The 12,894-nt window shown below is 40.8% G+C and carries 9 protein-coding genes and 1 pseudogene; 4 read left to right on the forward strand and 6 right to left on the reverse strand.

What is annotated here, in order from left to right; translation table 11 throughout:
* Positions 1-186: 186 nt before the first annotated feature.
* The 6 genes and pseudogenes from larC to PseudUWO311_RS13910 form a co-directional block, all read right to left on the reverse strand.
* A pseudogene (gene larC / locus PseudUWO311_RS24905) lies at positions 187-1,640 on the reverse strand (nickel pincer cofactor biosynthesis protein LarC).
* An 80-nt stretch (positions 1,641-1,720) separates the two neighbouring features.
* The gene (locus PseudUWO311_RS13890; RefSeq protein ID WP_142655855.1) at positions 1,721-2,815 is read right to left on the reverse strand and encodes a pentapeptide repeat-containing protein; all 1,095 of its coding nucleotides are present in this window, start codon (positions 2,813-2,815) and stop codon (positions 1,721-1,723) included.
* A 121-nt stretch (positions 2,816-2,936) separates the two neighbouring features.
* Positions 2,937-3,878: a tRNA epoxyqueuosine(34) reductase QueG gene (gene queG, locus PseudUWO311_RS13895; protein WP_142655857.1), complete on the reverse strand. Its 942-nt coding sequence runs from the start codon at positions 3,876-3,878 to the stop codon at positions 2,937-2,939.
* Positions 3,879-4,059: 181 nt separating this feature from the next.
* Positions 4,060-5,196: a J domain-containing protein gene (locus tag PseudUWO311_RS13900; protein WP_142655859.1), complete on the reverse strand. Its 1,137-nt coding sequence runs from the start codon at positions 5,194-5,196 to the stop codon at positions 4,060-4,062.
* Positions 5,197-5,533: 337 nt separating this feature from the next.
* Positions 5,534-6,226: a tetratricopeptide repeat protein gene (locus PseudUWO311_RS13905; protein ID WP_142655861.1), complete on the reverse strand. Its 693-nt coding sequence runs from the start codon at positions 6,224-6,226 to the stop codon at positions 5,534-5,536.
* Between the two features lie 374 nt (positions 6,227-6,600).
* Positions 6,601-7,644 carry a hypothetical protein gene (locus PseudUWO311_RS13910; protein ID WP_142655863.1) on the reverse strand — a complete coding sequence of 348 codons (1,044 nt, stop codon included), beginning with the start codon at positions 7,642-7,644 and terminating at the stop codon, positions 6,601-6,603.
* Positions 7,645-7,932: 288 nt separating this feature from the next.
* Between PseudUWO311_RS13910 and PseudUWO311_RS13915 the strand changes: the two genes are divergently transcribed.
* The 4 genes from PseudUWO311_RS13915 (at position 7,933) to PseudUWO311_RS13930 (ending at position 12,858) form a co-directional block, all read left to right on the forward strand.
* Positions 7,933-9,396, forward strand: coding sequence for a glycoside hydrolase 100 family protein (locus PseudUWO311_RS13915; RefSeq protein WP_142655865.1), 1,464 nt, complete (start codon positions 7,933-7,935; stop codon positions 9,394-9,396).
* Complete coding sequence (locus PseudUWO311_RS13920; RefSeq protein ID WP_190303501.1) at positions 9,389-10,159, forward strand: HAD family hydrolase; 771 nt, start codon at positions 9,389-9,391, stop codon at positions 10,157-10,159. Before PseudUWO311_RS13915 ends, PseudUWO311_RS13920 begins: the two co-directional genes overlap by 8 nt.
* A 197-nt stretch (positions 10,160-10,356) precedes the next feature.
* Positions 10,357-11,433 carry a glycosyltransferase family 4 protein gene (locus PseudUWO311_RS13925; protein WP_142655869.1) on the forward strand — a complete coding sequence of 359 codons (1,077 nt, stop codon included), beginning with the start codon at positions 10,357-10,359 and terminating at the stop codon, positions 11,431-11,433.
* Between the two features lie 129 nt (positions 11,434-11,562).
* The gene (locus PseudUWO311_RS13930; RefSeq protein WP_142655871.1) at positions 11,563-12,858 is read left to right on the forward strand and encodes a glycosyltransferase family 4 protein; all 1,296 of its coding nucleotides are present in this window, start codon (positions 11,563-11,565) and stop codon (positions 12,856-12,858) included.
* Positions 12,859-12,894 lie beyond the last annotated feature (36 nt).

A 12,894-nucleotide genomic window follows, 5' to 3' on the forward strand; every position in this document is an offset into this window, starting at 1 on the left:
AACTTGAGTTCTTGGTTTATTTGTTTCTACAAATTTCTCTCCAGCTACCTTAACTATTTCTTGCACTTGTGTTAACGGAATATTTTGCGATCGCGCCAACTTTGCACAGTCCTCATATTCTGGCTGATTAATTCATCAAGCCCAGCACTCAAGTGCTGGCTAAGAGCTAAAGTCGGTTGAAACCGACTAAAGAATATTTCCACAGTCCACTTCAGTGGACTTGAGCTTTGAGCCAAGAACTTGAGTTCTTGGTTTATTTGTTTCTACAAATTTCTCTCCAGCTACCTTAACTATTTCTTGCACTTGTGTTAACGGAATATTTTGCGATCGCGCCAACTTTGCACAGTCCTCATATTCTGGCTGAATTGTACAAAATCCATTGCGCCATGCAATCTTAACTCTTGCTTTGCCAAATTCTGTTTCTACTTCGTGGATTTCCCGATAGAGAACTTTACGCTCTTGTAAGCGATATCTAATGCCAAGAGTGCTAGTTTCCTGAAAGAGAATTTGTTCACAAATAGATTGGCGATCGCAGGGGCAAATAACTGTAATTAAAATCCCATTGCGTGATTTTTTCATGCCGATAGCTTGGGTATAGACATCTAACGCGCCATTCTGCAATAACAGCTCCATCGTATAGGCGATCGCCTGAGCAGTCATATCATCAACTTGCGTTTCTAAAACTGCGATCGTTTCTATACTTTGAAAACCTTGAAATAAAGAAACATCGGGCAATGCCCGATGTTTCTTTATTTCAAGAGTTTTTTTTTGCTCTTACCAATCCACAAACGCAAAGCGTTGGGAATTTCTAAGTCCTGCGTACCTGCACCCAGACCAACTTTTTTGATTTTCATTAAAGGAACTTCGCCAAACTTTTCACAGAGCGTAACTGCGATCGCAGCTCCTGTAGGTGTAACTAATTCTTTTCTAATTCCATTATCAAACGTAGTCACCTCATGCATTTCCCATAATTTCAATGTGGCAGGAGCTGGCACTGGCATTTTGCCATGATCACAATCAACATAGCCACCACCCGCAGGCAAAGCAGAGCAATAGATCTTATCAACTTCCAGCCAAGCGAAGCCTGCACAGGTACAGACAATATCCACGATCGCATCGATCGCACCTACTTCATGAAAATGTACTGCCTCTGGTGCAATGCCATGGACTGAACCCTCTGCGATCGCGAGTTCTTTAAATGTTGCTAAACTCCAAATTTCAACCTGTTTTGGCAATTTAGCATTACGAATGATCTTCTCAATATCAGGTAAGTGGTGATGAATTTGATGGGAATGATCCTTATGGGAATGTTTATGAGTATGTTCTTCATGGTTATGTTCCTCATGGCTATGTTCCTCATGGCTATGAGAATGAACATGATTGGCGTGGGAATGATTCTGTTCAATCGCAACGGTAGGTGGCTCTTCGCCGTTATAGTTTAATAATTCAACATGCATTTTTGTAGCTTCGATACCGCCACGATGAACGGATTCTGTCCATAACTTAACTTCGCGATCGAGTCCTAATTTATGAACAATATCTTGTAAATACTCTAAAGGTACACCTGCACTCACCAGCGCACCTAGACACATATCACCCGCGATTCCTGTCGGACAATCCAAATATGCAATGCTTCCCATGCTAATCCTTATAAAGTTACCAAAATCTCCCCTGAATCCTATCATTTATAAATAGAGTCGGTGCTTCGCGCCGATTCTATTTATAGAGAAAGCCCGATCGCACCTTGGATATTTGCATCTGTCAAAATAGAGCTTTCTAATACTGCATCAGTTAAATTGGCATTAGTCAGATTTGCATTCTCTAAATTAGCGCCCATTAAGATCGCACCACTCAAATCTGCACCACCAAAGTAAGCCTTTTGCAGATTTGCGATCGCAAAATTAGCTTGTTTAAGAATTGCTCTACTCAAATCAACTTCCTGCATCTCGGCATGACGAAATTTAGTTTCGATGCAGGTTGACTGTGACAAAATTGCCTTATACATATAGGCTTGACTGAGATCGGCTTCACTGAGATTCGCTTTAGTCAAGTTAGCAAGACTCATTGAAGCATCGTTCAAAAATGTATTACATAGAGATGCCCCGACCAATTGTGCTCCACTTAAGATCGCGCCGCCTAAGTTTGCATTATTCAAAATTGCATTATTTAAAATAGCCTCGCTAAAATTTGCCATCAGACATCCAGCCGTACTGATATCGGCAAAATCGAGGGAAGCCCCACATAAATTAGCACGGGTTAATAAAGTACCCCGTAATTTGGCTCGATTGAGCGTGGCTCTACTTAAGTTCGCATTGCTTAAATTCGCACCACTAAAATCAGTATTTTGCAGATTCGCGCCACTGAGATTTGCACCACTAAAGTTTGTACCTTTAAAACTTTCACCACTTAAATTTACGCCGCGTAAGTCCGCGCCACTGAGGTTAGCAATTCCAAGATTTATACCTCTGAGATCTAGCGATCTCAGATCCGTACCAGTCAGATTGACATCCTGAAGATTTGCTTGACCAAAGTTGACCTGATATAAAATTGCACCACTGAAATTGGCTCCCTTTAAATTGGAATTTACAAAGGCAACTTCACTTAAATTCGCTCCCGATAGATCCGCATGAGTTAAATCAGTCTTACTAAAGTTGGCTTTAGTTAAGTTGACTTGGGACAGATTTGCACCGACTAACTTTAGCCCAGACAAGTCGGCTTTTTGCAAGTCGATCACCTCAGGCTGAGTTTTTTCGCGCCAAGCATTCCAACGCTCAGCACCGTCTTTAATATGTCGAACAATCTTTAGATCAGCCAAGATGGGTTAACTACTCAAATTGATGTTTGGGAATTATTCTAATTTAAGCTGTTTTCTAGAATAAATCTACACAAGCTAAATGGCTTAGCAAACCTACCTTAATTTACAGTGATGCAAAGCATCACTGTAAATTATCACTTACTGTTTTCGCATTGCGTTGCCAGCGATCGCGTTTAATCCGTCTGAGCGCTGAGCCTGTAAAATTTTGATCCCATTCCTGTTCAGTCATATTTGCTAGAGTGTCCAACTGAGGATCTACATTATGGGGAAAAGGTTGAAAATCAGATTCCGTAGTTTCTTGCGCAAAACGTTGATTCCAAGGGCAAACATCTTGGCAAATATCACAACCTGCTACCCAGTTTTGTAAATTAGCTGCGATCGCATCAGGGATCTGCTCGGCTTTATTTTCAATCGTGTGAAAAGCAATGCAGCGATTAGCATCGACGACGAATGGCTGCGCGATCGCTCCCGTCGGACAAGCATCAAGGCAACGTGTACAAGTGCCGCAATGATCTGTGTGTGGAGTGTCAGGCTCTAATTCTAAATTAGTCAGCACCTCTCCCAAAAACAACCAGGAACCGTAGTCCCGCGTAATTACATTGCTATGTTTGCCAATCCAGCCAATCCCTGCTCTTTGGGCAAAAGCTTTTTCCGCGATCGGGCCAGTATCCACATAATATCGAGTTTGAATATTTTCCCCTTGAGTGTTTAACCAAGTTGCCAAAGCTTTGAGCTTCTTGGTCAAGACCTTGTGATAGTCACGTCCCCAACCATAGCGGGAAATCTTGCCCACATTGCGATCGGCTGAATGTTGATGAGGGGTGTAGTAATTTAAAGCCACACAAATTACCGACTTGCCCCCTTCCATTACCTGCGTAATATCTTGCCGCTTGGGATTTGTCATCCAATCCATATCTGCTTGATATCCCAGTGCTAGCCATTCCTGCAAGCGTTCTGTCTCAAGTCCAGACTCAGCTCTAGCTATACCAACTTTACTAAAGCCGAGAGCGATCGCTTTTTGTTGAATGGCTAATTTAATTTCAGCTTGCGATAAATTTTCCATAATTATAGTCGCCGTCAGTATTACAGCGCTTTGCGCTCAAACACGAACCAAGAAAAATTTTAAAAGTGTTGCTTTGCAACACTTTTAAAATTTTTCTTGGTTCGTTTGATCGAAAATTGTGTAACCCCAAAAGTTGAGAGGCGGCGCATTGCGTTGCCTTTCAACTTTTGAGGCTAGCTAATTAACCACCACCTAACCAACCAAAAAATCCGCCCTTTTTGTCATTCTTGGCTTTAGGATCTGTTTTTGACGCATTAGTGCCAGAATTTGTCCCACTCACTTGGTCAATATACTGCTTGGCTATAGGTTCGTCAGGGTTTAGTTTCAGTGCTTGCAAAAAACTCACCTTTGCCATGCCAGATAATTTCTGATTCATATAAACAAAGCCCAGCAAAGCATGGCATTTACTATTGTTGCAATCAAGTTGGATAGCACTTCGCAGTTCCTTTAGGGCTGAAGCCCATAATTTTTGATTGATATAGTTTTCAGCTTGTCGAATATATTGATTAAGTGAACCATTACTAGCTTGGTTTGTATTACTAGTTTGGTTTATATTACTAGCTTGGCTAGTATTTTTTGCTGAAGTATTAGCTGCATTACTGTTATTACGCAATGGTGCTTGAGACTCGCTTCGCATTTGGTAGCTGCTGCCTGCGCTGGAATAAGATGATCCTGCTCTATTAACCCCTGTGTTATTAACACCCGTATTAGTAGATGCACTAGCTCTATTAACTCCTGTGTTACCAGTCTGAAATCTGGTTTCGTCATCAGCAGGTTTTACAGAAGATGTATAGGACGAAGAACTTGCACTTGGTGAACTTGGTAAAGGTTTGTAACCCTCTTGCAGCAGAATATGTATTAAATTCAGTTCACTTAATAAAGCAATCTTTTCTAAGGCTTGACCAAGATCTTGATACTGGACTTTGGCAATTTCATGAACAGTTTGTTCATAATTAAAATCTTTAGAGGAAATTAAATATTGTTGGGCTATGTCTGCTTGAGGCACAAATTTTTGATTGCGCTTCATTAAGCGTTTTCCAAGCAGTTTTAGGATTGCTGAATACTCTGTTCGCTCTCTTTCTTGGGAAAGCACGTTGTAGGCAGGATTAACTAACTTGGATAGATATTGAGTAGCAACTTCCTTTTGAGAATTTGATCGCCCATGAATATCAGGATGAAGGCATTTGGCAATTAGAAGATATCGCCTACGCACAAGAGAAGATTCTGCTGTCAATGGTAAGCCCAATACAGCGTAGTAATCATTAAAGTCATATTGACCGATGCCGCGATCTATACGAAATGTTCTTGGGTTTTCCACGATCTATCCTCTGTGCTGCTCTACCCAAACATGATCTTTCAGATTCTAAAAGATTCTAAACTAGATAAGTAATGATAGCTTACCCACCACTATTACAGGTGCGATCGCAATAATCACATATTTTATATATTTTTATATAGGATAATACCAATTCTCGATAGTAGATTCACATTTTCGAGAATTTATAGCTATGCTCACTAATCTTAAGAAATTTAAAATCTAATAAGCAAAGAGCAGCACAGCGCCAGAAATCCTCATTATTTGAGGTTTTCAGCTCTCTTGGTGATGGGAACCTCAAATAAATGCAACGCGACTTTTATGATTGGGATAGGGCAATCTATGAGCTTGCTAAAACTTGTTTAGCTATTTGAATTTGATCATTGCTAAAGCCTGCTTCATTGAGAAAATTTAAAAATTCAGGATTACGATATCGAGCATCAACACCGATCGCCTCACGAAAAGTTTTTTTGGCTCTAGCCTGATCACCCGATGTCCATTGCGCGATCGCATTAGCAACAAAGGGATGTGGATTATTCGGTTCGAGTTCAATCGCTTTCTGAGCATAGGCGATCGCCAGATCATATTGTTGTAAGCGTTGATAAGCCAGACTGAGATTGTAATGGGCAATTTCATTATCTGCCTTAAGCAGGGCAGCCCAACTATGTAGAACTACGGATTGAGGTAAATCGCCCCGCACTAAGTAAACAATGCCGATCGCATTAAAGGCTTGCAGTGATGTTGGGGACAAATAAATTGCTTCCCACAGAGACATAGCCGCATCATCATATTTTTTAGAGAGATGCTGTGTCCAACCGAGAATAATCCGCCCATCAAGATTATTGGGGTCGAGCGCAACTGATTTTTGTAAAGCCTCGATTGCCTGATCAAAGCGTTCTTGTCGGCGATAGGCAAGTCCCATTTGGCGATATTCTTCAGCGGCTCGTTTATCGGCTTTGTTTGCTTTGAGAGGTTGCACTAAATTTGTATTGGGATTAACCGCGATCGCTGGAAATGCAGGTAATCCTGACATGATGCTTGTGAGTATTCCGCACAAATTTAAACAACCTAATATTTTTAGGGATCGTTTCAAGATTAACTTCCTGCTGGTTATACAAAAAAGTGGCAATTCTAATTATGAAACTGATTTTTGTTTTTTATACCAAAACACAAAATGGCGTAGCCATTTTGTGTTTTTAAAACCCTTACGGGATTTGTTTTTTTATTCGCAAAAGTGTCGCCACATTTTTGTGAATAGGTATTACAAACAATGCTCAAAACCCAAAAGAGGATGGCGACGCTTTGTGCTGCCATCCTCTTTTGGGTTTACAAGGGAGAGACGGCGCAAAGCGTCATCTCTGCAAATAAATTAAGTAAAAGGCTTTTAAAGTGAGCCTTTTACTTAATTTATTTACTTGCTGTCAGTTGTCGATATGCCCTTGAGACTAATTGATCGTTGACAAAAGTAGCATTCATACTTAAGTCAGCACCTGTCCAACTAATTACTACTGCCCCTTTTCCAAACTTGCTATCAATACCTAATGGCTTTCCTTCAGTTCCTAAAATACTTGCCACTTGGTCGTAACGCATTCCCCGATTTAGGCAGACATAGTTTTTGAGATTTACAGCAGGATTCCCACAACGGTACTGGGCACTAGTCATGTTGCTGTCATGATGTTGCTTAGGCAACAGCGCCAGGTTGAATGATGGGCCAGATAAAGACTCGATCAGCCACAGAGCAGCAATGACCATTACCCCAACAATTAGAACATCTTCAATTACCGATCGCACCAAATTGCGTTGATGGCGACGTTTGATTTGTTGTGCTTTTTCCTTTGTCCAAGTTTCCCAAGGAAAAGTATCAACCCATTGGATCGTGTCATTAAACTTAGCGATCGCATTAATGCGCACTGCATCTAAAGCGCCTCTAGGATCACGAATCGTGATACGGCTAACGGTACGGGCTGCTTGAATAGTTTTGGGATCAACCAACCAGCCACGAAAACGACGGACTAGATTGCTAACCTTCGATTTCCCTTTAGAAAGAGAACTCGCGTTAGCATTACGAACAGGTGTGCGTCTAGCCTCGTTACGGGCAAGGGCATTTTGTGGCAAAGGGGCTGGTGCATCGATTAGTCGAATGTCTCGACCCTGTGCTAAGAATGGCGTTGCTTCACCAATTACATAAAATTCCCATTCAATGCGCCGCACCCCAATTAACTGTAGGCGATTGAAATATCGATCAATACTTTGTGTGAATTCATTGAGGCGATCGCGATCGGCATCAGAAGTAATCAGGGTAAAAGCAATGGATAGAACTTGCTGCTCAAACTTAAATTCAGTTTGCTCAGCAGCCACTAGATCCATATAATCGGAAGCAAGACTAGTCAGAACATGCTGCAATTTCTGCCAAGCTTGTCTATCTTCAAGATTTAATCGCACTGCTTTCATGATTTATCCTCATCTTGACCCTAACTAGGTCTCTTCGTCTTTGGCAACTTTTTGAGTATGTGGTTGCTTTGGTTGTTACTAGCAGGATGTTACCCAAACCCACTGATTTTTTTAACATGCTTAAAAAATATGGCGACATATTTAAATTAAAACTTATACATGTAAGGATGCTTTACATAAAACAAAGTTTTATAGCGCTTTTCATATAAATGTTTAGAGAGAAGATATGCACTCAAGTCGTTTTTTCAATATGTGCTTCGCTTCTACTGACTTTATCTCAGGCAACTCATGAAAGAAGAACTATTAGTGCAACTAGCAAAATCTATTTTGTATGAAAACGCATTAGTAAAAATTGATGGAGAATTTGTTGGTGCTGTTGCTTCAATTCCCAGAAATAGCCATAGTCAGGACTTGAACTATAACGAGATTTTTATTCGGGACAATGTTCCTGTAATGATTTATCTATTACTCGAAGGAAAATTCGAGATTGTCAGACATTTTTTAAATACTTGTTTACGACTACAAAGCGATCAATTTCATACTAGAGGAATATTTCCGACCAGCTTTGTGGAGACTGATGGAAAGCTAGTTGCTGATTATGGACAGAGAGCAATTGGCAGAGTTTGTTCGGTAGATGCGAGCTTGTGGTGGGTGATTTTAGCTTATATCTATGTAAAGAGATCTGGCGATCGCGCATGGGCAGTAACTTCAGAAGTCCAGATTGGTATCCAGAAGCTTCTGAATTTAGTTTTGCATCCCTCTTTTCGGGATGCACCGACATTATTTGTGCCTGATGGTGCATTTATGATCGATCGCGCTCTTGACGTATGGGGAAATCCTTTGGAAATACAGGCACTTTTGTATGGTGCTCTATTAAGTGCAGTGGGCTTAATTCAAATTGATTTGCAGGAGAAGGGATGTGATGACGAACAAGCAACGGCAGATTTACGTAATCCTGAAAATGCATTAATGGGTCAGCAAATCTATCGTAAATCCTATGCGATCGCTTGGTTAAAAAAGCTAAGAAGCTATATGCTCAAGCATTATTGGGTAAATTCTAAAATTGTCCAAACCATTCGCCGCCGCCCTACCGAACAATATGGCGATCGCGTGGCGAATGAGTACAATATCCAAACAGAAACAATTCCCCATTGGTTACAGGAATGGCTAGGCGACAGAGGTGGCTATTTAATTGGCAATGTAAGAACTGGTAGACCCGACTTTCGTTTTTTTACATTGGGAAACTGTTTGAGTGCAACTTTTGATTTGATTAGCCCTACACAACAGCGATCGCTATTTCATTTAATGTATCAAAACCGAGCAGATTTATTCGCTCAAATGCCTCTCAGAATTTGCCATCCACCTTTAGAAAGTGAAGACTGGCGTAAAAAGACTGGCTACGATCGCAAAAATCTACCATGGTGTTATCACAACGCAGGACATTGGCCCTGTCTTTTCTGGTTTTTTGTAATGGCAACCCTCCGCGATAAACAGCGACAGCCATTAGTGGATAATGTAGCGATCGATTTACTACTGCAAGATAACTATGAGATTCTCTTAAAAAGATTACCTCAAGAAAATTGGGCAGAATATTTTGATGGGCCAAGTGGAGTTTGGGTTGGTCAACAGGCAAGGTTGTATCAAACTTGGACGATTGTTAGTTTTCTCCTAACGCATCACCTTCTCAAAGTAAATCCTGCTGATGCGAATATTATGGATTTACCAAGTCTCAAAGAGCTTGAAAATGCATAAACCTAACACAAACAAACTTTTGATAACCGATCGCTTATTAATATCAGATATTGATAATACTTTGTTAAGCGGCAGTATACATTCTGCAAGGAATCGCATCGCTTTAACGAAACTTATGAATTATCTGCAATCATCAGAAATTGCTTTTGGTATTGCTACTGGGCGTTCTATTGAAAGTGCTAAACAAATTCTTGAAGAATGGAAAGTTTCACTCCCCGATCTATGGATTACTTCAGTCGGCAGCGAAATTCACTATGGTGAAGAGATGCAAGCAGATCTTGATTGGTGCGAACACATTAATTACCAATGGCAACCTGAACTCGTACGACAAGCGATCGCAAAGTTGTCAGGTATTAAGTTGCAAAGTACTGAAGGACAACGTCTTCATAAAATTAGTTATCTAGTCGATCCCACAAAATCGCCTTCAATCAGGGAAATTCAAGCACATCTACGAAAACATCAACTTCAGGTTCAGGCAATTTATTCGCATCAGGAGTTTTTAGATATATTGCCTCTGAGAGCCTCTAAGGGTGATGCTGTAAAATATTGCGCGAATAAATGGAACTTCTCGATGGCAAACATTCTAGTAGCAGGTGATTCGGGGAATGATGAGCAAATGCTGACTAGTGGAGCAAATGCCGTAGTAGTAGGAAATTACAGTTCTGAATTAGAAAAATTGCGTGGACAAGATCATATATACTTCACTGAAGGAAGTTATGCCCAAGGAATTTTAGAAGCGATCGTTCATCATCAATGGTTATAATATTCAGTGCTTTGCGTTGGATATTATAGCTTCTATCAAGTTTCAATACATTACTATACAACTCAAACATTCCAGCGATTTTAGATATACATTATCTCAAACATCACTCAGTTATAGTCTCCTTAAGTAAGACAACAACCTTTAGACACAGCCGTGATAATCACCTATGTCTAAAGGGTATAGATAGGAGAAGCATAATGAGAATTGCCCAAGTTTCCCCACTATGGGAACAAGTTCCTCCCCCCGCCTATGGTGGCACTGAGCTAGTAGTAAGTTTACTCACCGAAGAGTTAGTCAAGCGTGGTCATGATGTCACTCTATTTGCATCAGGAGATTCCAATACCTCAGCCAAATTAGAATCCGTACATCCGAGAGCCCTACGTTTAGATACCAGCGTTAAAGACCCAAATATATATGACATGTTAAATATGAGTCGCGTTTATGAGAACGCTGATAAGTTTGACATTATCCATTCCCATGTTGGTTGTGTAGCATTACCTTATACGAATCTGGTGAAAACACCTACAGTTCATACGCTACATGGCATTTTCACGCCCGATAATAAGAAGCTATTTAGCCATGTGCGGAATCAACCTTTTATCAGTATTTCTAATTCCCAGAGGGATACTAATTTAGGTTTAAACTATGTATCTACTGTTTATAACGGTATTGCTCCTAATACTTATAGCTTTTATCCCCAGCCAGAAAAACCATCGTATCTAGCTTTTTTAGGGAGAATGTCGCCTGAAAAGGGAGCGCATTTAGCGATTGAAATTGCTAAACGTTCAGGATGGCACCTTAAAATGGCTGGAAAAGTTGACGCTGTAGATTTGGAATATTTTGAGACTAAAATTCTTCCCCATATTGACAATAGTCAAATTGAGTTCCTAGGTGAGGCTAATCACCACCAAAAAAGTGTGCTCATGGGTGGAGCCGTTGCTACGCTGTTTCCGATTACATGGCAAGAACCCTTTGGACTTGTAATGATTGAATCAATGGTCACAGGAACCCCTGTAATTGCCATGAGTTTAGGATCGGCTCCTGAGGTGATTGCTCATGGAGTAAGTGGATTTCTCTGCCAGACTGTGACCGAATGTGTAGATGCGATCGCACTTGCTGCCCAGTTAAGTCGGCGTGCTTGTCGAGATCATGTCCTCATGAATTTTACTGCGAAACTAATGACAGATGGCTATGAAGCGATATATCAAAAAATTTTGGGAGAGAAATATTCTCGAAATGGTCAAAAGCGCGATTTGGTAATGCAAAGCATTTAGAGAATTGATGGCGCTTCGCGCCACCAACTCTCTAAATGGTTCGTATGGAAAGAACAAAACCAGCAGAGTAAGGGTTTGCATTTTGCCGTAGGCAAAATACAAACCACTATACAAAAGGAGAAAAATATTATGTTGAGTTTGAATAGACAGGCGATCGCGCTGATTTCCGATCATGCTGATCCTGCCGCAGAGATTGGCTTAGAGGAGGCAGGTGGACAGAATGTATATGTACGTCATGTGGGCGAAACTCTTGCCGCATTGGGTTGGCATGTAGATATGTTTACTCGCAAAGTCAAGGCAAGTGATGATGACATTGTGCAGCATTCAGCCCATTGTCGAACGATCCGACTCAGAGCAGGTACGGAAACCTATATCCCTAGAGATCGCTTGTTTGAACATATGCCAGAGTTTGTGGATTCATTTCAAGCATTCCAAAGAACTCAGGGATTAAATTATCCTTTAATCCACACTAATTACTGGCTATCGGCTTGGGCTGGATTAGAGTTGCAAAAAACTAGTGGCATCCAATTGGTGCATACTTATCATTCATTGGGAGCTGTAAAATATCAGTCTCTAGTAGAGATTCCTCAAGTTGCGAACACTCGATTGAGGATTGAACGAGAGATCTTAGAACGCGCTAATTGCGTTGTGGCAACTAGTCCACAAGAGCAAGAGACTTTGCGATCGCTTGTCTCAACTCGCGGGCAAATCGAAGTTATTCCTTGCGGAACTGATACGACTAACTTTCGCCTAACATCGAAGATTCATGCTCGCACTAAATTGAAACTAGATAGCCGCGAGAAAATCATACTCTATGTCGGTAGATTTGATGAAAGGAAAGGAATTGAGACTTTAGTAAGAGCCTTTGCTCTGCTCAAAAGCCATAATCTCCAAAATCTCAAACTAATCATTGTTGGTGGCAGTTCCGAAAATATGCCTGATGGTGATGAAAGGAAAAGGATTGAACATATTGTCAATGAATTAGGACTGCAAGAGTCTACTGTTTTTGCAGGTAGGATTGGGCATGATGTTTTACCGCTTTATTATACTGCGGCTGATGTTTGCGTGATTCCTAGCCACTATGAACCTTTTGGATTAGTAGCAATTGAGGCGATGGCATGTGGTGTACCCGTAGTTGCATCTAATGTTGGTGGATTGAAGTTTACAATTATTCCTGAAGAAACAGGACTCTTAGTTGAGCCGAAGGATGTAGAAGCTTTTTCTGAGGGTATTCAACGAATTCTCTTTGATGATCTATGGGTGAGGAAAATGAGGAAGCAAGCATCAGCTAATGTTAATCAACGATTTAGTTGGACAGGAGTGGCTATTCAGTTGAGTGAACTCTATCGTCATGTGTTAGCGAGATCAATTATGCATGAGCAAGCTTGGAATTACAAAATGCCAAGCATTACTAGGTCAGCTTAATTTTTTATTTGATTTTTGCTATACTGCCAACTGAGT

The organism is Pseudanabaena sp. UWO311, from assembly GCF_006937785.1.
In the GTDB taxonomy this organism is placed as follows: Bacteria; Cyanobacteriota; Cyanobacteriia; order Pseudanabaenales; family Pseudanabaenaceae; genus Pseudanabaena.

Bases quoted from the DNA above. Each gene is read 5' to 3' on its own strand.
- queG (WP_142655857.1), bottom strand. From the start codon at position 3,878: ATGGAAAATTTATCGCAAGCTGAAATTAAATTAGCCATTCAACAAAAA.
- PseudUWO311_RS13905 (WP_142655861.1), bottom strand. From the start codon at position 6,226: ATGTCAGGATTACCTGCATTTCCAGCGATCGCGGTTAATCCCAATACA.
- PseudUWO311_RS13910 (WP_142655863.1), bottom strand. From the start codon at position 7,644: ATGAAAGCAGTGCGATTAAATCTTGAAGATAGACAAGCTTGGCAGAAA.
- PseudUWO311_RS13915 (WP_142655865.1), top strand. From the start codon at position 7,933: ATGAAAGAAGAACTATTAGTGCAACTAGCAAAATCTATTTTGTATGAA.
- PseudUWO311_RS13920 (WP_190303501.1), top strand. From the start codon at position 9,389: ATGCATAAACCTAACACAAACAAACTTTTGATAACCGATCGCTTATTA.
- PseudUWO311_RS13925 (WP_142655869.1), top strand. From the start codon at position 10,357: ATGAGAATTGCCCAAGTTTCCCCACTATGGGAACAAGTTCCTCCCCCC.
- PseudUWO311_RS13930 (WP_142655871.1), top strand. From the start codon at position 11,563: ATGTTGAGTTTGAATAGACAGGCGATCGCGCTGATTTCCGATCATGCT.